Origin of the sequence: Rhizobacter sp., assembly GCF_032229685.1 — a bacterium.
Taxonomy (GTDB): Bacteria; Pseudomonadota; Gammaproteobacteria; order Burkholderiales; family Burkholderiaceae_C; genus LMDS01.
The window spans coordinates 24,485-42,331 of sequence record NZ_JAVTWP010000040.1 but is presented as its reverse complement, the minus strand read 5'-3'; the positions used below and the strand labels follow the sequence as shown (position 1 = coordinate 42,331).

Here is a 17,847-nt window from a genome sequence, read left to right as displayed (position 1 = left end):
CCATGACGAACACCCAGCCGCCCCACATCGACCTGCTGATCCGCAATGCGCGCGTGGTCACCTGCGCCGACGACGCCTGCAGCGTTTCGGCGGCCGGCATCGTGGCCGTCACGGGTGGCCGCATCGTCGGCGTCGGCCGCGCCGACCAGCTGAACGCGGCTGTGCCGGTGCACACCGAACTCGACGCCGAAGGCGCGCTGCTCACGCCCGGCCTGATCGACTGCCACACCCACCTCGTGTACGCCGGCGACCGCGCGCGCGAGTTCGAGATGCGCTTGCAGGGCGCCAGCTACGAAGACATCGCCAAGGCCGGCGGCGGCATCCTCTCCACTTTGCGCCAGACGCGCGACGCGCAAAGCGCCGATCTGCTCGCGCAGTCGGCACGCCGGCTGCGCAGCCTGATGCAGCACGGCGTGACCACGGTCGAGATCAAGTCGGGCTACGGGCTGTCGCAGAAGGCCGAGCTGAAGTGCCTGCACGTGGCGCGCGAACTCGGTGAGCACTTTCCCGTCGACGTGCGCACCACGCTGCTCGCCGCCCACGCGGTGCCGCCCGAATTCACGGGCCGGCCCGACGCCTACATCGACGAGATCGTCGAACACATCCTGCCCGAAGCGGCCAGGCTGAAGCTCGCCGACGCGGTCGATGCCTTCTGCGAAACCATCGGCTTCACGCCAGCGCAGACACGCCGCGTGTTCGAGGCGGCGCGCGCGCAGGGCTTGCCGGTCAAGCTGCACGCCGAGCAGCTCTCGAACCAGGGTGGCGCGGCGCTCGCGGCCGAGTTCGGCGCTTTGTCGGCCGACCATCTCGAGCACCTCGACGAAGCCGGCGTGATCGCGATGGCGCGTGCCGGCACCGTGGCGGTGATGCTGCCCGGCGCGTACTACTTCCTGCGCGACACCCAGCCCCCGCCGATCGCGCTGCTGCGCCAGCACGGCGTGCCGATGGCCGTGTCGACCGACTGCAACCCCGGCACGAGCCCGAGCACCCACCTGCCGCTGATGATGAACATGGCGTGCACGCTGTTCCGGCTGACCCCGGCCGAGACACTGCTCGGCGTCACCCGCCACGCGGCCACCGCACTCGGGCTGTCGGCCACGCACGGCAGCGTCGAAGTGGGCAAGCAGGCCGACCTGTGCCTGTGGAATGTCGACCACCCGGCCGAGCTGTCTTACGCGATCGGCGCGAGCCCGCTGCGCGCGCGCATCCACCGCGGTGTGCAGACGGCGCTGCTCTGAAGCAGCCGCGCCGTTCGATCAGCCGGCGCGCGCTTTCATCACCGCGTCGAGCATGCCCTGAAGCAGCGGCTGCACCTGGGCCGCCAGGTCGGGCCGGTAGGCGAACGGCGCCGTTTCGTCCATGTAGGTGCTCTGGCACATCTCGAGCTGCAGCGCGTGCACGCCGCTTTTCGGCGCGCCGTAGTGCCGCGTGATGTGGCCGCCCTTGAAGCGGCCGTTGCTCACAAACGTGAACGCCGGCTGCCCTTGCAGAACCGCCTCGACCGCCGCCTGCAGATGCGGCGCGCAGGACTGCCCGTCGGCCGTGCCGAGGTTCATGTCGGGCAGCTTTCCGTCGAAGAAACGGGGCAGCCGGCTGGCGATGGAATGCGCGTCCCACAGCACCACCGAACCGTGCGCGGCGCGCAGGCGATCGAGCTCGGCACGCAGCGCGTCGTGGTACGGCTGCCAGTAGCGCCCGCGGCGCTCTTCGACTTCGGCCGCCAGGGGCACCTGGCCGGGCAGGTACAGCGGCTCCTTGCGAAAAGTGTCGAGCGGCAGCAGCCCGGTCACGTCCTGGCCCGGGTACAGGCTCGTGCCTTCGGGCGGGCGGTTCAGGTCGATCACGTGGCGAGCGAAGCGGGCGGCGAGCAGGCTCGCGCCCATCTCTCTGGCAAAGGCGTAGAGCTGCGGCAGATGCCAGTCGACGTCGGCGAGCTGCAGCGCCTGGGGCGTCATGCGCGCCGCCAGCGCGTCGGGGATCTGCGTTCCGGCGTGCGGAAACGACACCAGCAAGGGCAGGGTGCCGCGGTGCAGCGTGTAGAGCGTCGAATCCATGGGCGGCGGGCTCCGAAGTGGTCTAGACAAGTCAGGGCCAAAGTGTAGACTCCGGCACGCGCCTTGCATCAGGCAGCGCACCCCACCCCACGCCCAGGAGAGATGATGACCTTCAAGCTTGCCCAGCTCGCTGCCCTAGCCGGCCTGATCGCCGCCGCGCCCGCTTTCGCCCAGGACACCAAGGTCACGATCGCCATGTCGGGCTGGACCGGCTTCGCCCCTCTCACGCTCGCCAAGGAGGCAGGCCTGTTCAAGAAGTTCGGCCTAGACGTGTCGATCAAGAAGATCCCGCAGAAAGACCGCCACCTCGCCATCGCTTCGGGCGACGTGCAATGCGCCGCCACCACGGTCGAAACCTGGGTCGTCTGGAACGCCAACGGCGTGGCCACCACGCAGATCTTCCAGCTCGACAAGAGTTACGGCGCCGACGGCATGGTCACGCGCAACAGCACCGCCAAGATCGCCGACCTGAAAGGCAAGACCATTGCCGCGTCGGCCCCCGGCACCGCCCCGTACTTCACGCTGGCCTGGATGCTGAAGAAGAACGGCCTGTCGGTCAAAGACGTGAAGGTCGTGACGCTCGAGCCGCAGGCCGCCGCCAACGCTTTCGTGGCCAACGCCGGCGACCTCGACGCCGCCATGACCTACGAGCCCTACCTGTCGACCGTGCGCGCCAAGCCCGAAGCCGGCAAGATCATCGCGACCACGCTCGACTACCCGATGATCATGGACACCTTCGGCTGCACGCCGAAGTTCCTGCAAGAGAACCCGAAGGCCGCCAAGGCGCTGGCCGACGGTTATTTCGCCGCGCTCGACATGATCAAGAGCGACCCGAAGAAGTCGTTCGAGATCATGGGCGCCGACGTCAAGCAGAGTGGCGAAGCCTTCGAGAAATCGCAGGCCTACCTGCGCTGGCAAGACCGCGCGGCGAACCAGAAGTTCTTCGCCAGCGAACACGCCACGTTCAGCAAGGAAGCGGCCGACCTGCTGCTCGAGATCGGCAGCATCAAGGCGCTGCCCGACATGAAGGCGCTGGCCGACACCAGCTTCATCAAGTAAGACCGGCAGCGACCGCTTGAAGCCGCTGCGCGAGGTCAGCCCGGGCCGCCGAACGGCCCTGGGCGTCCTCTTCTTCGTGCTCTTCTTCGCCGTGTGGGGTGTGGCCACGCTCGGCGGCTTCGTGCCGAAGACCTTTCTGGCCGACCCGATCATGATGGTCAAGTCGGGCTGGGTGCTGCTCACCGAGCAGGGCTTCGCGAAAGACATCGGCTACACGATCTGGCGCGTGCTCGGTGGCTTCATCCTCGCGGCGCTCGTCGCCGTGCCGCTCGGCGTGTTGATGGGCGCCTACAAGGGCATCGAGGCCTTCTTCGAGCCCTTCGTGTCGTTTGCGCGTTACCTGCCGGCGTCGGCGTTCATTCCGCTGCTGATCCTGTGGGCCGGCATCGGCGAAGCGCAGAAACTATGGCTGATCTTCATCGGCTCGTTCTTCCAGCTCGTGCTGATGATCGCCATGCAGGTCGGCGGCACACGGCGTGACCTGGTCGAGGCGGCCTACACGCTCGGCGCGAGCGACTTCGGCATCGTGAAAAGGGTGTTGATCCCGGCCGCCGCGCCGCAGATCGCCGAAACGCTGCGCCTCGTGCTCGGCTGGGCCTGGACGTACGTGATCGTGGCCGAGTTGATCGGCGCGTCCAACGGCATCGGCCACATGATCACCGACAGCCAGGCCTTGCTGGCCACCGACCAGATCATCTTCGGCATCATCACGATCGGCGTGATCGGGCTCGTGTCCGACGTGGCCTTCAAGCGCGCCAACCGCGCGATGTTTCGCTGGGCGGCGCTGTGAGCTCGCTGGGCCGCCCCAAGAGCGAACACCGGAATGCGTAGCATGCAGGTTTCCTCATGAGCAAGCTGTCGATTCAAGGCGTGGGCCGAACCTTCCCCGGTGTGAACGGCGGCCAGCCTACGCTGGCGCTGCAACCCACGAGTCTCGAAGTCGCGAACAACGACTTCATCACCGTGCTCGGCCCGTCGGGTTGTGGCAAGTCGACGCTGCTGCGCATCGTTGCCGGGCTCGACACACCGACGGTCGGCCAGGTGCTGCTCGACGGCCAGGCCGTGACCGGCCCGGGCGCCGACCGCGGCATGGTGTTCCAGAGCTACACGCTCTTTCCGTGGCTCACCGTGCGCGAGAACATCTGCTTCGGGCTGCGCGAGAAAGGCATGTTGCCGGCGGCGCAGGCTGAGATCGCACAACGGTTCATCGCCGAGGTCGGACTCACCGGTTTCGAAGCGCACTTTCCCAAGCAGCTGTCAGGCGGCATGCAGCAACGTGTGGCGCTGGCGCGGGCGCTGGCCAACGACCCGAAGATCCTGCTGCTCGACGAACCTTTCGGCGCGCTCGACAACCAGACCCGCGCATTGATGCAGGAGCTGCTGCTGTCGATCTGGGAACTGCACAAGAAGACCGTATTGTTCGTGACGCACGACATCGACGAAGCGATCTTCATGGCCAACCGCTGCGCCGTGTTCAGCGCGCGGCCAGGGCGCATCAAGAACGAACTCGCGATCGACCTGCCGTACCCGCGCCACTACACCGTGAAGACGACGCCGCGCTTCTCGGAGCTGAAGGCAATCGTCACCGAAGACATCCGCGTCGAGAGCCTCAAGGCGGTGTTGATGGAGCACTGACGCGCCGCGTCAGCGCGGCGCCGTCACCCCTTGCTCGACGAGCACGGTGGCCGCTTCGATGTCGGGCGCGATCAGCCGGTCCACGCTCAGGCGCGGCACCTTCACGCGCAGGCGCGCCAGCAGCGCCTCGATCGCGTCGGACGACTTCAGCGGCCGGTGAAACTCCAGCGCCTGCGCCGCGCACAACCACTCGATGCCGACCACGCCAGCCGTGTTGTCGAGCATCGTGTGCAGGCGCCGCGCCGCGAAGGTGGCCATCGAGACATGGTCTTCCTGGTTGGCCGAGGTCGGCAGCGAGTCCACGCTTGCCGGGTGCGCGAGCGACTTGTTCTCGGAAGCGAGCGCGGCCGAGGTCACCTGCGCGATCATGAAGCCCGAGTTGAGCCCGCCGTGTTCGACCAGGAAGGCCGGCAGGCCCGAGAGCACCGGGTCCATCAGCATGGCGGTGCGGCGCTCTGCCAGCGCGCCGATCTCGGCGATCGCCAACGCCAGGTTGTCGGCGGCGAACGCCACCGGCTCGGCGTGGAAGTTGCCGCCCGACAAGGCCTGCAGCGAGTCGGCGAAGACGAGCGGGTTGTCAGAGACGCCGTTGGCTTCGATCAACAAGATCTTCCACGCGTGTTCGGCCTGGTCGAGGCAGGCGCCCATCACCTGCGGCTGGCAGCGGAGGCAGTACGGGTCTTGCACGCGGTCGCAGTCGAGGTGCGAGACCCGCAAGGCGCTGCCTGCGAGCCAGGCGCGGTAGCGCGCCGCCACCTCACGCTGGCCGAGCTGGCCGCGCGCGGCGTGGATGCGGTCGTCGAACGGGGTGTCGGAGCCTTTGGCCGCGTCGACCGTCATCGCGCCCACGGCCACCGCCGCGTCGAACACGCGCCCGAGGCGTTGTGCGGCGTGGATGGCGAGCGCCGTCGAGGCCTGCGTGCCGTTCAGCAGCGCCAGCCCCTCTTTGGGGCCGAGCTCGATCGCGCTCAGCCCGGCGTGGGCCAGCGCCTGCGCGGCCGGCACGCGCGCGCCGTTCACGAAACCTTCACCGACCCCGATCAGAAGCGAACTCATGTGTGCCAGCGGCGCCAGGTCGCCCGAGGCGCCGACCGAGCCCTTTTCGGGCACGACCGGCAGCACGTCGGCGTTCAGCAGCGCGAGCAGCGCATCAATGACCTCGGGCCGCACGCCCGACACACCGTGCGCGAGGCTCGCCGCCTTCAGCAGCAGCATCAGGCGCACCACCGGCGCACTCATCGGCTTGCCCACGCCGGCGCAGTGCGACAGCACCAGGTTCTTCTGCAATTGCGCCAGGTCGGCGTCGGCGATGCGGGTCTGCGCCAGTTTGCCGAAGCCGGTGTTGATGCCGTAGACCGGTGCGTTGCGCGCCACCAGCTCGCGCACCGCAGCCACGCTGGCCTCGATCGCCGGCCGGGCCGAAGCCGCGATCGACCAGCGCGCACCACCGCGGGCCGCCTGTTCGAGCAAGGCCCTGTCGAGATGCCCCGGGGTGATGGTGTGCTGCGGAGTGGTCATCGAAGGCGCCCTCAAGTGGTCTAGACAACTTTAGCACGCACCTGACTAGAATGGCTCGATGCAAGCCACCCGCACCCTGCCCTACGCCACCGTCAAGGCCTCGCTGCGTGAACGCATCGCGCGCGGCGGCTGGCAGCCGGGCGTGCGCCTGCCGTCGGAGCGTGAGCTGGTGCAGGAATTCGGCTGCGCCCGAATGACCGTGCACCGCGCGCTGCGCGAGCTCGAGGAAGAAGGCCTGATCGAGCGCCGCCAGGGCTCGGGCTCGTTCGTCGCCGAGCTGCACCCGATCTCGAACCTGCTGCGCGTTCGCGACATCGCCGAAGAGATTCGCGAACGTGGCCACAGCCACAGCACCCGCGTGCTCGGCGTCGCACGCGAGAAGGCCGACGCCGCCACCAGCGCGGCGATGCGCCTGCCCCGTGGCGCGGTGGTGGTCCATGTGCGGCTCGTGCACCTGGAGAGCGGCGTGCCGATCCAGCTCGAAGACCGGCACGTGAACCCGATGCTCGCGCCCGACCTGATGAACTGCGATTTCACGCAAGTCACGCCCTCGCACGTGCTGTTCGAACACGCGCCGCTGACCGAAGCCGAGCAGGTGGTCGAAGCGGTGCTGGCGACGAAAGAACAGGCCCGGTTGCTCGACGTGGCCGAGGGCAGCGCGCTGCTGATGGTCTCGCGGCGCACCGTGTCGCAGGGGGCGGTGGCTTCGATCGCGCGGCTTTACCACCCTGGTGCGCGCTACCGGCTGATCGGGCAGTTCTCGGTATGAGCACAATGGCGGACGCATCTCACCGAACGTCACCCGAAAGCCACCATGCCGCCGAACCCCCTGCCCACCAACGCCACCCGCGCGCATGACCTGACCGACGCCGAGTTCGCCGAGCTCGACGACCTGCTCGCCGCCACCCCCGAACCGCTGGAGCCGCTCGACGCGGTGATGCTCGACGGTTACCTGTGCGGCGTGATCGTGCAGCCGGTGTTGCTCGAATCGGCCACCTGGCTCGCGCACGTGTTCGACTTCGACGGCACGCCGCTGCCCGACGATGTCGACGCGACCTGGCTCGCCCGCACCACCACGCTGATCCTGCGCCGGCACGCGGCGCTGAACCGCGCGATCGAAGAAGACGGCTGGTTCGACCCGCTGGTGCTGGAATTCGACGACGAACATCCGCGAGAGCCGGTGCCCGAAGGCGAGGCCGATCCGATGGCCGGCCTGAGCCCGGTGTCGCAGTCGCTGATGCCCTGGGCCGCCGGTTTCCAGCACGCGACCGTCGTGTTCCCCGACCTGGCCGAGATGCCAGATGACGCGGTGATGGCCGCACTCGCCCGCATCTACAGGCACCTGCCGGCCGAAACGCCGGAAGAGATCGAGGTGGTTGCCACGCTCGACCGCGAGCACCCGCTGGCCACGCTCGACGAGGCGATGGAAGACATGGTCGTCGCGATCGCCGACCTGCAAGACCTGACGCGCGAGCAGCGCTACAAGGTCGAGACCGTGAAGCGCGAAACGCCGAAGGTCGGCCGCAACGACCCATGCCCTTGCGGCAGCGGAAAGAAGTTCAAAGTCTGCCACGGCGCGACTTGAGTCTTGCGCTTTCAGCTTCTCTCTGACCTGCACCTCGAAACCGAGGTCTACGAGCCCGAGCCGGCGCGAGATGCCGAGCTGCTCGTGCTGGCAGGTGACATCGACAGCAGCTGGGCCGCGCTCGAGAAGTTTCGCGGCTGGCCGGTGCCGGTGTTGATGATCGCCGGCAACCACGAGTTCGACGAGCGAGAGCTCACGCAGGCCTGGCCGGCGCTGCGCGAGCGCTGTGCGCATCTGTCGATCACCCTTCTCGAATGCGAACGCCTCGTGCTCACCGACCGCGAAGGCCAGCGCATCCGCTTCGTCGGCACCACGCGCTGGTCGGACTTCGACCTGTTCGGAGCGAAGAATCGCGAACGCGCCATGCGCGCCGCCGGCTACTTCGTGAAGATCATGCGCGCCACGCGCCGCGGCGCCGTGCTCGACGCGGCCGGCGTGCGTGAAGAATCATTGGCCTGCCGCGCCTGGCTCGAGGCCGAACTCTCGCAACCGGCGAGCGGCTGGGACAAGACCGTCGTCGTCACCCACTTCGCGCCCAGCTTCAGGAGCGCCGACCCGCGCTACGGCGCGCAGCCCGGCACCGCGAGCTTCTGCAATGCCGACGACGATTTGCTGCCGCATGCCGACCTCTGGATCCACGGCCATCTGCATTGCCAGCACGACTATCTGGTGCCACACGCGGGCGGGCAGACGCGGGTCGTCTGCAACGCGCGAGGGCACGCGGTGAAGGGTGAACCGCAAGGGCACCAGCCGCAGCTGGTCGTGCAGGTCTGAGTTGGCGCTGAAAGAGCGCGTCAGGCCGCCTGCGCCGTGGCGTGGCCACGGGCAGCCTTCGCGGGCGTGCCCACGGCCGCCAGCCCCTGGAAACAGGTCACCAGCAGCATCTCGATGATCTGATCGTTGGCGTAGTTGCCACCGGCCTTCAGCAAACCGAGAACCGGGTCGCAGGCGCGCGCGAAGATCGTGTAGAGCACCAGCTCGGGCGGCAGCGCTGCGTTGAGGCTGCCGTTCTTCTGCGCCGCTGTGATCCACACGCCGAGCAGGTCGCTGACCTGCATCAGGCGGTCGAGGTAGGCCTTGTTGCCCATCAACGCACCGCGCAGCGCCGAGTTCTGTGCCGGCAGCGAAGGCATCTCGCCGGCCAGCTGCACCTGCATGGTCCAGCGGGTGGCGGCCTTGAGCTGGTCGAGCGGCGTGGCGCGGACGTCGGTCTGCTGGGTTTCGAGCTGCGCCACGGCGCGGTCGAGCACCCGGATCATCGCCGCCGCCGCCAGCTCTTCTTTCGAGGCGAAGTGTTTGTACAGGCTCGCCTTGGCAATGCCGACATCGGCCGCGACTTCATCGACGGTCATCACGTCGAAGCCCTTTTCGGCGAGCAACCGGTTCACCGAAACGAGGATCGCCTCCTCGCGTGCACGCAGCACCTGCTCTCGAAAAGAAATCCTGCCCATCAGCCAAGTGTAAACCGCCTTGTAAATGTCTGTACGGGCCGGTCGATCAGAAACCGATCAGTATCCAAAAAGACCGTTCGGTTGCAATGGAATACCGAGTAGTTCACATTCTGCACCTCGCCGAACGTGACGCAGGTCACAAGGCGCCCTCGGCGCACCGAGCGCCCCACTTCATTCAACCTGTTCCAGGAGACCCGATCATGTTGTTTTGGCTCAAAAGACTGGCTGCCGTCTCCGCGGTGGCTTTCGTGGCGGCTTGCGGTGGCAACGACGACGACGTGGCGGCGCCGCCGGCACCGCTGAAGAACATCGTGGAAACGGCGCAGGCCAACCCCGACCTGAGCATCCTCGTCGAAGCCGTGGTGGCCGCCGATCTGGCCGGCACGCTGTCAGCGCCCGGCGGCACCTTCACGGTGTTTGCGCCCACCAACGCCGCGTTCGCCGCACTGCTCACCGAGCTCGGCGTGACCAAGGCCCAATTGCTGGCCGACAAGCCGCTGTTGACCGCCGTGCTCACCTACCACGTGCTGCCGAGCCGTGTGTTCAAGGCTGGCGTGCCGCTGGGCGCGCCGATCACCACCGTCGAAGGCGGCTATTTCAAGATCGACGAGGTCGGCAGCGACCTCGTGATCACCGACGGCCGCAACCGCACGTCGACCATCACCGCCACCGACATCAAGGCCAACAACGGCATCATCCACCTCGTCGACAAGGTGCTGCTGCCGGCCGACAAGAACATCGTGCAGACCGCGCAGGCCTTGCCCGACTTCAGCATCCTGGTCGAAGCGGTGGTCGCAGCCAACCTCGCAGACACCCTCAGCGGCGCCGGCCCGTTCACGGTGTTCGCGCCGACCAACGCCGCTTTCGCGTCGCTGCTCGCAGAGCTCGGCATCACCAAGGCGGCCCTGCTCGCCGACACCGCGCTGCTGACGAAGGTCTTGACGTACCACGTCGTGCCCGGTCTCGTGCTGAAGGCCGAGGTGCCGGTGGCCACGCCCATCACCACCGTGCAGGGCGACACCTTCACGGTGAACGCCGCGCTCGCCATCACCGACCAGCGCGCCCGCGTCTCCAACATCGTCGCGACCGACGTGCTCACCAGCAATGGCGTGATTCACGCCATCGACAAGGTGATCTTGCCGGCACCCTGATTTTCAGTTTCCCCGTTCCAACCTCAACCCCCACTGGAGTTCACCATGAAGAAGCTGTTCGTTGTTTCCGCCCTGGCGCTGGCCGCACTCTCCGCGCAAGCCAAGGACATCGTCGACACCGCCGTCGGCGCTGGCAATTTCAAGACGCTGGCCGCCGCGCTGCAAGCGGCCGGCCTGGTCGACACGCTGAAGGGCAAAGGCCCGTTCACCGTCTTCGCGCCGACCGACGCGGCCTTCGCCAAGATCCCGAAAGCCGACCTCGACGCGCTGCTGGCCGACAAGGCCAAGCTGACCGCAGTGCTGACCTACCACGTCGTTGCCGGCAAGGTGATGGCCAAGGACGTGAAGGCCGGCAAGGTCAAGACGGTTCAGGGTTCGGAGCTGACCGTGGCCACCTCCGGCGGCGTGATGGTCGACAACGCCAAGGTCACGGCCACCGACATCGTGGCCGACAACGGCGTCATCCACGTCATCGACACGGTCGTGATCCCCAAGTAAGCAGGCGGTACCGCCGGGCGGCTCACGAGGCCGCGCGGCGCTGGACGAAGGGCGCCGCCGTCTCGGGGCGCCCTTTTCCTATCTGGCGATCACTGCGCCACGACCTTGTTGCCGTTGGCCTTGTAGCGCGCGATCGACTTCTTCAGGTCGGCGTATTCCTCGCACGCGGCTTTGCAGGCCTTGTCGAGCGTGGCCAGGCGTTCTTCGGCCTTCGGCAGGTTGCCCGTCATCAGGTACAGCTCGCCCGAGTACTCGAGCGCGCCGCGGTGCGCCGGGTCGATGCGCAGCGCAGCGTCGTAGTACTTTTCGGCCGCGGCATAGTCGGGCGTCTTCGCCTTGCGCTGGCTGTAACCCATGAGGTTGTTCCAGTCGGCACTGCCGGTGTCGTTGACCTTCTTCAGCTCGTCGATGGCCGCGGCCCAGTTCTTCGCGGCGATCTGCGTGCGCGCTGCGGCGAGCTTGTCGGCCGCCGGCGCGGGGCTGGGGCTGGACACGTCGGCGGCATGGCCCGGCAGCGAGGCCAGCGCAAACAACAGGCTGGCGCCCGCAAGGCGGAGGTGGCGAGACAGGTTTTGCATGGGAGTCACTCGAGGGCCTGGCGCAAATGCCGATCGCGAGCATACGGCTTTCGTTGCGGCGGGTCAGTAGAATCGCGCCCCCGCCCCCTCGGCTGCACAGCCTGGCCCCGCCGGCCCCCCACCATGTACTGCGCCATCGACTTCGGCACCTCGAACTCGGCCATCGCCGTTCCCGACGCAAGCTCGGGCATGCGCCTGGTCGAACTCGAACCCGGCCACACGACGATGCCGACCGCCGTGTTCTATTTTGTCGAGGGCCCCGAACTCGACGGCCCGCCGCGTGCTTTCGGCCGCGCGGCCGTGGAGGCTTACGTGGACGGGCTCGACGGCCGGTTGATGCGCTCGATGAAAAGCATCCTCGGCAGCAGCCTGATCGAGCAGACCACCGACGTGGGCGGCGGCCGCGGCGTGAAGTACCTCGACATCGTTGCCGGTTACCTCAAGCACCTGAAGAACCGTGCCGAAACGCAGGCCAAGGCGCCGATCCGCCGCGCGATGCTCGGCCGCCCGGTGTTTTTTGTCGACGACGACCCGGTGCGCGACGCACAGGCACAGGCTGCTCTGGAAGCTGCTGCGGCGCTGGTCGGCTTCGACGAAGTGCATTTCCAGTACGAGCCGATCGCTGCCGCGTTCGACTACGAAACCGGCATCGACAGCGAGCAGGTCGTGCTGGTGGCCGACATCGGCGGCGGCACGTCGGACTTCTCGGTCGTGCGCGTCGGCCCGGATCGCGCCAAGCGGCTCGAACGCAAGAGCGACATCCTCGCCAACCACGGCGTGCACATCGCCGGCACCGACTTCGACCGCCGCGTCGAACTCGCCGCGATCCTGCCCGAGTACGGCTTCGGCGCCTACGGCCCGGTCATCGCCGGCGCACCGGCGCGCGAGGTGCCGAGCGGCGTGTACTTCGATCTGGCGACCTGGCACCTGATCAACACCGTCTACAGCCCCGGCCGCGTGGCCGAGTTGCGTGCCATGCGCGTGAACTACGCCAACCCGGCGCACCACGAGCGGCTGATGGTCGTGGTCGAAGAGCGCCTCGGCCACGAGCTGGCAGCGCGCGCCGAACAAGCCAAGATCGACGTGGCCGAAGGTGGCAACACGCGCATCGACCTGAGCCACACCGAACGCGCGCTGGGTGTCGACCTGAGCGAAGCGCAGGCGGTGCAGGCGCTCGACGCCGACATCGAACGCATCGTCACGGCGGCGCGAGAAGCGGCAGCGCAGGCCGGGCTGAAGCCGGCGCAGATCGACGCGCTCTACTTCACCGGCGGCTCGACCGGCCTGCGCCTGCTGGCGAGCCGGCTGGCCGGGGCTTTCCCGTCAGCGAAGGCCGTGCGCGGCGACCGATTCGCCAGTGTGGCGACCGGCCTGGGCCTGCACGCGCGGCGCTGGTTCGAGCGCTAGAGAACGGCGGCGATCGCGACCGCCGTCGCTTCAACGTTCGACGAGTTGAGACCGGCCACGCAGATGCGCCCCGAGCGCACCATGTAGAGCGCGTGCTGTTCACGAAGCGTGTCGACCTGCGCCGCACTGAGGCCGGTGTAGCTGAACATGCCACGCTGGGTCAGGAAGTACTCGAAGTCACGCCCGGGCACCTTGGCCTTCAGCACCGCGTAGAGCTTCTTGCGCATCGCCAGGATGCGCTCGCGCATCGCGCCGAGCTCGGCTTCCCACTCGCGCCGCAGCTCGGGGTCGGAGAGCACGGTCGCGACCAGCTGGCCGCCGTGGATCGGCGGGCTCGAATAGTTGCGGCGCACCGTGAACTTCATCTGCCCGAGCACGTTCACGGCCTGCGCCGCGTCGGGGCACACCACGCTGAGCGCGCCGCAGCGTTCGCCGTAGACGCTCATGCTCTTCGAGAACGAGTTGGCGATAAAGAAGCTCACGCCGGCGCTGGCCAGCGCGCGCACGGCAAAGGCATCGGCCTCGATGCCATCGCCGAAGCCCTGGTAAGCGAGGTCGAGGTAAGGGATCAGCTCGCGTTCGCGCAGCACCGGGATCAGCGTTTCCCATTGCGCGCGTGTCAGGTCCACACCGGTCGGGTTGTGGCAGCAGGCGTGCAGCAGCACCACGCTCTTGGCCGGCAGGCCACGCAAGGTGGCCAGCATGCCGTCGAAGTTCAGGCCGCCGGTGACGGCGTCGTAGTACGGGTAGGTGTTGACCGTGAGGCCCGCGCCTTCGAACATCGAACGGTGGTTGTCCCAGGTCGGGTCGCTCACCCACACCTGGCTGCCCGGGAAGTAACGCGCAATGAAGTCGGCGCCCACCTTCAGCCCGCCGCTCGAGCCGACCGACTGGATCGTCGCCACCCGATTCGAGGTGATGGCTTCGTGCCCGGCGCCGAACAGCAACTGCTGCACCGCACTGCGAAAGTTCGCCGCGCCTTCGATCGGCAGGTAGGGCTTGGGCCCGCCCTTGGCCACCACCAGCGCTTCGGCCCGCTTGACCGAACTCATCACCGGAATGCGGCCGGCGTCGTCGAAGTAGATGCCGATCGACAGGTTGATCTTGTTCGGCCGCGGGTCTTTCTGGAAGTCCTCGTTCAGGCTCAGGATCGGGTCGCCGGCGAACGGGGGGATGTGCTTGAACATGGGGCTCTCGTGAAACGGTCAGGCCGCGAGCGCGGCTTCGATGTCCTTGGTGATCGACTCGGGTTTGTCGGTCGGCGCATAACGCTTGATCACCCGGCCGTCGCGGCCGACCAGGAACTTGGTGAAGTTCCACTTGATGCCGGTGGTGCCCAGCACGCCAGGCGCTTCGTTCGTGAGCCACTTGAAGAGCGGGTGGGCTTGCGCGCCATTGACCTCGATCTTCTCCATCATCGGAAAGCTCACGCCGTAGTTCATCTCGCAGAACGAGGCGATCTCGTCGTTGCTGCCCGGGTCCTGCTTGCCGAACTCGTTGCTCGGAAAGCCCAGCACCACCAGCCCGCGGTCGCGGTAGGTTTTCCACAAGGTTTCGAGGCCACCGAACTGCGGTGTGAAACCGCAGGCGCTGGCGGTGTTCACGATCAGCAGCACCTTGCCACGCTGCGTGGAAAGGCTCGCCGTCTTGCCCTCGATCGACACGGCCTCGAAGTCGTAGACGCTGCTCGGTGCGGAAGTGGAGGCCATGGCTGTCTCGTCGAAGTGGCGGGGGTGTGCAATCCTAACGCCGCGCGTGCGCGCCCGGCGCCGCGTTCTTGACGCCGCTGCGGCCAGCGCTGAACATGCTCCGGCTCTCTGCCCTACCCATGCCCGCCGACACCCAGCCACCCTACCAGGTCGCCCTCGAAGGTTTCAGTGCCTTCGAGCGCGCTGCGATGGCGTCGTTCTTCAGGCTCGCCGACCAGCGCCTGACGGTCTACGTGCAGGCCGCCAGCCTCGACCACTGCGACCTGCTGGTGGCCGACGCCGACCAGCCCGAGGTGCTGGCCGCAGTGCTGGCCGCGGGGCGCCTCGACGACACCGTGTTCGTGGGCGCGAACCCGCCACCCGGCAGCATGGGCAGCCTGCCCCGGCCCGTCGACCCCGTGCAGATCGTGCGTGAACTCGACGCGCTGGTGGCCTGGCGGCACCACGCACAGGCCGCGCCCGACAGCGGCCCCGTTTCCCCGTTACCGGAAGAAGACATCGTGCCCGACGACCTCGATCTCGACCTCACCCTGGCCGCCGGCCCCGAGGCGCCGCTCAAACGCGGCCGCGCGCGCGTGCCGACCACCACGCAGTTCAGCGGCGGCGGGCGCGACGTGCTGGTGGTCGACGACAGCAACATCGCGCGCAAGTTCCTGAAGCAGCGCCTGGAGCATCTCGGCTACCGCGTGCAGCAGGCCAACGACGGCGAAAGCGCGCTCGAGATGATCACGCACCACCCCTTCACGCTGGTGGTCGTCGACATGGTGCTCGGGCCCCCGAACAGCGTCGACGGTCTGCAGGTCTGCCAGTTCGCCAAACAACGCCCGGCCTTCGGCACGCGCAACACACCGGCCGTGCTGGTCGTGACCGGCCAGTCGGGCTCGAGCCACCGGGTGCGCGCGTCGCTCGCCGGCTGCGACGCCTTTCTGGCCAAACCGCTGATCGAGGCCGACTTTCTCGACACGCTCGACAAGCTCGACCCGCTGTTCCGCACCGAGCAGCCCACCGGGTTCGGCTGAAAGCGCAGCGCGCGCCGCCTCAGTGCGGCTCGCGGGCCGCGAGCAGGGCAGCCAGCAGGATCAGGCTGCCGCCCAGCAGCGCCTGCAGCGTCCACTGCGCGCTGCCCAGCGCAAGCGCTGAAGCCGAAGCGAAGACCACTTCGGTCAGCATCACGATAGCAGTCACGTTCGCCGGCAAACGCGCGGCACCGTATTGCAGTGCCAGGTTGCCCAGCCCGAACAGCACGGCCATCACGAGCACCGGCAGCGCCCAGGCCAGCGCCGGCGCAGGCGGCAAGGGCACGCTGCCTTGCAGGGCCAATGCGATCACGGCCGACACCACCGCCCCGCCGACGAACATCGCCAGCGCGCGGCCTTCTTCGGGCCGGTGCGCTTCGCGCTTGAGCATCACGTTGTTGAGCGCGAAGGAAAAACCGCCAATCACCCCGAGCCAGTCGGCGAGCGTGCGCGGCAGCGGCAGTGCTTCCAGCCCGGCACCGCTGGGCCACAACACGACCGCTGCACCCGCCACGCCGAGCGCGACCCGCCAGGCCGCGCCGCGCGTGATCGGCTCGTGCAGCAGCAGCCGCGCCAGCAGCACCGCCCACACCGGCATCAGGTAGAACAGCAGGATCACGCGCACCACGTCGCCGATCACCATCGCCCAGTTGAAGGTGGCGTTGGTCGTGCCGGCCGCCAGCACCAGCAGCCAGAGCGCCGGCGCCCGCAGCACCTGCTGCACGGCGCGTGGCCGCAGCAGCACGATGACCATCACCACGGCGGTGTAGACCAGCGCGGTGGTCCAGAGCGGGTGCAGGCCGAGCGTCTCGAAGTACCGAAGCGGCCACCACGAGGTGCCCCAGACGAGCGCGTTGAGGCAGAGTGCCAGCGCGGGCAAGGAGCGCTTCGCGCTCAATGTTTGTCGCTGCGCGCGATCGCCAGCAGGTGGTCGACTTCTTCGCGGTGCTTCACGCAGTTCGACTTGTGCCAGCGCTGCACCAGCCACATCGTGAAGGCGACGACGCCGCCGAACATCGCAATCGCGGTGTAGGCCGAGAGGCCGAACTTGGTCATGCCGGTGTAGAAGGCGCCCAGGCCGAGGATGCAGGCCTGCTCGTTGAAGTTCTGTACCGCGATCGAGCGCCCCGCGCCCATCAGGTTGGCTCCGCGGTGCTGCAGCAGCGCGTTCATCGGCACCACCATGTAGCCGCCGATCGCGCCGAGCAAGATGAGGAACGGCGCCGCGACCCAGGCGTTGGTGATCAGGTTGAGGCCGATCACCAGCAGGCCGAGCGCGATGCCCAGCGGGATCACCGTGGTCGCCTGGTCGAGACGCATGCGCAGCGAGGCGACGATCGCGCCGGCCGCCGTGCCCACCACCACCACCGCGACCAGCGAGGTGGCTTGCGTGGTCGTGTAGCCGAGCGCGGCCGTGGCCCAGGCGAAGACGATGATGCGCAGGTTGCCCGACACGCCCCAGAACAGCGTGGTCGTGGCCAGCGAGATCTGGCCGAGCTTGTCGGTCCAGAGCCGCGCGTTGCAGCTGGAGAAGTCGCGCACCAGACCGGCCACGCCGTGGCCGAGCGGTTGCAGTGGCGCCTCGGTGCGCGGAATGCGCAGGTTGAAGAGCGCCGCCACGATGTAGAGGAACACGATCACCGAGATCGCCGATTCGGGCGCCGTGGTGATGCCGGTGTCGATCATCGGCAGGTCGAAGCCGAGCAGCTGGCGCGAAATGACCGGCCCGATCAGTTGCCCGCCGAGCGCGATGCCGAGAATGATCGACATGATCGTCAGGCCTTCGATCCAGCCGTTGGCCTTGACGAGCTGCGAGTTCGGCAACAACTCGGTCAGGATGCCGTACTTCGCCGGCGAGTAGGCCGCCGCACCGAGCCCGACGATCGCGTAGGCCACCAGCGGGTGGCCGCCGAAGAGCATCAGAACGCAGCCGACGACCTTGATGCCGTTCGAATAGAACATCACCTTGCCCTTGGGCACGGCGTCGGCAAAAGCGCCGAGGAAGGGCGCCAGGATCACGTAGAACAACGCGAACATCGGCCCGAGTGCCGGGATGTGCCACGACGGCGCATTCGTCGTCTTGAGCATCTCGATCGCGGCCACGAGCAGCGCGTTGTCAGCCAGCGAGCTGAAGAACTGCGCCGACATGATGGTGTAGAAACCTTTTTTCATTCTCTCCAACGGCG

General features: G+C 67.8%; 19 protein-coding genes. 11 read left to right on the top strand and 8 right to left on the bottom strand.

The window, feature by feature from the left end; all coding sequences use genetic code 11:
* Positions 1-2 precede the first annotated feature (2 nt).
* Positions 3-1,238, top strand: coding sequence for an imidazolonepropionase (gene hutI, locus AC30PD_RS18270; RefSeq protein WP_489537103.1), 1,236 nt, complete (start codon positions 3-5; stop codon positions 1,236-1,238).
* Between the two features lie 18 nt (positions 1,239-1,256).
* Here the strand turns inward: hutI and hutG are convergent, their stop codons facing one another.
* The gene (hutG, locus tag AC30PD_RS18265; RefSeq protein ID WP_489537102.1) at positions 1,257-2,054 is read right to left on the bottom strand and encodes an N-formylglutamate deformylase; all 798 of its coding nucleotides are present in this window, start codon (positions 2,052-2,054) and stop codon (positions 1,257-1,259) included.
* A gap of 105 nt (positions 2,055-2,159) precedes the next feature.
* On the opposite strand from hutG, the gene AC30PD_RS18260 reads away from it, so the two are divergent.
* Genes AC30PD_RS18260 through AC30PD_RS18250 form a run of 3 tightly spaced genes read left to right on the top strand, consistent with a single transcriptional unit; the run spans position 2,160 to position 4,748 of the window.
* Positions 2,160-3,113, top strand: a complete 954-nt coding sequence (locus tag AC30PD_RS18260) for an ABC transporter substrate-binding protein (RefSeq protein WP_489537101.1) — start codon at positions 2,160-2,162, stop codon at positions 3,111-3,113.
* A 16-nt stretch (positions 3,114-3,129) separates the two neighbouring features.
* A complete protein-coding gene (locus AC30PD_RS18255) occupies positions 3,130-3,903 on the top strand; it encodes an ABC transporter permease (RefSeq protein ID WP_489537100.1) in 774 nt (257 codons plus the stop codon).
* 56 nt (positions 3,904-3,959) lie between these two features.
* On the top strand, positions 3,960-4,748 hold the full coding sequence (locus AC30PD_RS18250; RefSeq protein ID WP_489537099.1) for an ABC transporter ATP-binding protein: 789 nt from the start codon (positions 3,960-3,962) through the stop codon (positions 4,746-4,748).
* Positions 4,749-4,757: 9 nt separating this feature from the next.
* On the opposite strand, the gene hutH is transcribed toward AC30PD_RS18250, so the two are convergent.
* Positions 4,758-6,266, bottom strand: a complete 1,509-nt coding sequence (hutH, locus tag AC30PD_RS18245; protein WP_489537098.1) for a histidine ammonia-lyase — start codon at positions 6,264-6,266, stop codon at positions 4,758-4,760.
* A gap of 58 nt (positions 6,267-6,324) precedes the next feature.
* Between hutH and hutC the strand changes: the two genes are divergently transcribed.
* From hutC to AC30PD_RS18230, 3 genes are read left to right on the top strand one after another with little or no spacing between them, the layout of a single operon-like run.
* A complete protein-coding gene (gene hutC / locus AC30PD_RS18240; protein WP_489537097.1) occupies positions 6,325-7,035 on the top strand; it encodes a histidine utilization transcriptional repressor HutC in 711 nt (236 codons plus the stop codon).
* A gap of 45 nt (positions 7,036-7,080) precedes the next feature.
* Complete coding sequence (locus tag AC30PD_RS18235; RefSeq protein ID WP_489537096.1) at positions 7,081-7,851, top strand: UPF0149 family protein; 771 nt, start codon at positions 7,081-7,083, stop codon at positions 7,849-7,851.
* Positions 7,852-7,854: 3 nt separating this feature from the next.
* Positions 7,855-8,625: a metallophosphoesterase gene (locus AC30PD_RS18230; RefSeq protein WP_489537095.1), complete on the top strand. Its 771-nt coding sequence runs from the start codon at positions 7,855-7,857 to the stop codon at positions 8,623-8,625.
* 20 nt (positions 8,626-8,645) lie between these two features.
* Here the strand turns inward: AC30PD_RS18230 and AC30PD_RS18225 are convergent, their stop codons facing one another.
* The gene (locus AC30PD_RS18225; protein WP_489537094.1) at positions 8,646-9,302 is read right to left on the bottom strand and encodes a TetR/AcrR family transcriptional regulator; all 657 of its coding nucleotides are present in this window, start codon (positions 9,300-9,302) and stop codon (positions 8,646-8,648) included.
* Positions 9,303-9,502: 200 nt separating this feature from the next.
* On the opposite strand from AC30PD_RS18225, the gene AC30PD_RS18220 reads away from it, so the two are divergent.
* Both AC30PD_RS18220 and AC30PD_RS18215 read left to right on the top strand, forming a co-directional pair.
* A complete protein-coding gene (locus AC30PD_RS18220) occupies positions 9,503-10,453 on the top strand; it encodes a fasciclin domain-containing protein (protein WP_489537093.1) in 951 nt (316 codons plus the stop codon).
* 45 nt (positions 10,454-10,498) lie between these two features.
* The gene (locus AC30PD_RS18215; protein ID WP_489537092.1) at positions 10,499-10,951 is read left to right on the top strand and encodes a fasciclin domain-containing protein; all 453 of its coding nucleotides are present in this window, start codon (positions 10,499-10,501) and stop codon (positions 10,949-10,951) included.
* 89 nt (positions 10,952-11,040) lie between these two features.
* On the opposite strand, the gene AC30PD_RS18210 is transcribed toward AC30PD_RS18215, so the two are convergent.
* Entirely contained in the window at positions 11,041-11,529 is a 489-nt protein-coding gene (locus tag AC30PD_RS18210) for a tetratricopeptide repeat protein (protein WP_489537091.1), read from the bottom strand.
* A 123-nt stretch (positions 11,530-11,652) separates the two neighbouring features.
* Between AC30PD_RS18210 and AC30PD_RS18205 the strand changes: the two genes are divergently transcribed.
* Positions 11,653-12,936 carry an Hsp70 family protein gene (locus AC30PD_RS18205; protein ID WP_489537090.1) on the top strand — a complete coding sequence of 428 codons (1,284 nt, stop codon included), beginning with the start codon at positions 11,653-11,655 and terminating at the stop codon, positions 12,934-12,936.
* On the opposite strand, the gene AC30PD_RS18200 is transcribed toward AC30PD_RS18205, so the two are convergent.
* Positions 12,933-14,123 carry an amino acid aminotransferase gene (locus AC30PD_RS18200; RefSeq protein WP_489537089.1) on the bottom strand — a complete coding sequence of 397 codons (1,191 nt, stop codon included), beginning with the start codon at positions 14,121-14,123 and terminating at the stop codon, positions 12,933-12,935. The two genes, AC30PD_RS18205 and AC30PD_RS18200, sit on opposite strands and share 4 nt — an antisense overlap.
* Positions 14,124-14,141: 18 nt before the next feature.
* Positions 14,142-14,645 carry a glutathione peroxidase gene (locus AC30PD_RS18195; protein WP_489537088.1) on the bottom strand — a complete coding sequence of 168 codons (504 nt, stop codon included), beginning with the start codon at positions 14,643-14,645 and terminating at the stop codon, positions 14,142-14,144.
* A 119-nt stretch (positions 14,646-14,764) separates the two neighbouring features.
* On the opposite strand from AC30PD_RS18195, the gene AC30PD_RS18190 reads away from it, so the two are divergent.
* Positions 14,765-15,664 (top strand): response regulator, encoded by a 900-nt coding sequence (locus AC30PD_RS18190; protein ID WP_489537087.1) that lies wholly within the window; start codon positions 14,765-14,767, stop codon positions 15,662-15,664.
* Between the two features lie 19 nt (positions 15,665-15,683).
* Here AC30PD_RS18190 and AC30PD_RS18185 read toward each other — a convergent pair whose 3' ends face one another.
* Together AC30PD_RS18185 and lplT are read right to left on the bottom strand one after the other, a co-directional pair.
* Positions 15,684-16,541 (bottom strand): DMT family transporter, encoded by an 858-nt coding sequence (locus AC30PD_RS18185; RefSeq protein WP_489537086.1) that lies wholly within the window; start codon positions 16,539-16,541, stop codon positions 15,684-15,686.
* A gap of 14 nt (positions 16,542-16,555) precedes the next feature.
* The gene (lplT, locus tag AC30PD_RS18180) at positions 16,556-17,833 is read right to left on the bottom strand and encodes a lysophospholipid transporter LplT (RefSeq protein WP_489537085.1); all 1,278 of its coding nucleotides are present in this window, start codon (positions 17,831-17,833) and stop codon (positions 16,556-16,558) included.
* Between the last annotated feature and the right edge of the window lie 14 nt (positions 17,834-17,847).

Excerpts from the sequence above, each read along its gene's own strand:
- hutI (WP_489537103.1), top strand. The coding sequence starts at position 3 with ATGACGAACACCCAGCCGCCCCACATCGACCTGCTGATCCGCAATGCG.
- hutG (WP_489537102.1), bottom strand. The coding sequence starts at position 2,054 with ATGGATTCGACGCTCTACACGCTGCACCGCGGCACCCTGCCCTTGCTG.
- AC30PD_RS18260 (WP_489537101.1), top strand. The coding sequence starts at position 2,160 with ATGACCTTCAAGCTTGCCCAGCTCGCTGCCCTAGCCGGCCTGATCGCC.
- AC30PD_RS18250 (WP_489537099.1), top strand. The coding sequence starts at position 3,960 with ATGAGCAAGCTGTCGATTCAAGGCGTGGGCCGAACCTTCCCCGGTGTG.
- hutH (WP_489537098.1), bottom strand. The coding sequence starts at position 6,266 with ATGACCACTCCGCAGCACACCATCACCCCGGGGCATCTCGACAGGGCC.
- hutC (WP_489537097.1), top strand. The coding sequence starts at position 6,325 with ATGCAAGCCACCCGCACCCTGCCCTACGCCACCGTCAAGGCCTCGCTG.
- AC30PD_RS18235 (WP_489537096.1), top strand. The coding sequence starts at position 7,081 with ATGCCGCCGAACCCCCTGCCCACCAACGCCACCCGCGCGCATGACCTG.
- AC30PD_RS18225 (WP_489537094.1), bottom strand. The coding sequence starts at position 9,302 with ATGGGCAGGATTTCTTTTCGAGAGCAGGTGCTGCGTGCACGCGAGGAG.
- AC30PD_RS18220 (WP_489537093.1), top strand. The coding sequence starts at position 9,503 with ATGTTGTTTTGGCTCAAAAGACTGGCTGCCGTCTCCGCGGTGGCTTTC.
- AC30PD_RS18215 (WP_489537092.1), top strand. The coding sequence starts at position 10,499 with ATGAAGAAGCTGTTCGTTGTTTCCGCCCTGGCGCTGGCCGCACTCTCC.
- AC30PD_RS18210 (WP_489537091.1), bottom strand. The coding sequence starts at position 11,529 with ATGCAAAACCTGTCTCGCCACCTCCGCCTTGCGGGCGCCAGCCTGTTG.
- AC30PD_RS18205 (WP_489537090.1), top strand. The coding sequence starts at position 11,653 with ATGTACTGCGCCATCGACTTCGGCACCTCGAACTCGGCCATCGCCGTT.
- AC30PD_RS18200 (WP_489537089.1), bottom strand. The coding sequence starts at position 14,123 with ATGTTCAAGCACATCCCCCCGTTCGCCGGCGACCCGATCCTGAGCCTG.
- AC30PD_RS18195 (WP_489537088.1), bottom strand. The coding sequence starts at position 14,645 with ATGGCCTCCACTTCCGCACCGAGCAGCGTCTACGACTTCGAGGCCGTG.
- AC30PD_RS18190 (WP_489537087.1), top strand. The coding sequence starts at position 14,765 with ATGCCCGCCGACACCCAGCCACCCTACCAGGTCGCCCTCGAAGGTTTC.
- lplT (WP_489537085.1), bottom strand. The coding sequence starts at position 17,833 with ATGAAAAAAGGTTTCTACACCATCATGTCGGCGCAGTTCTTCAGCTCG.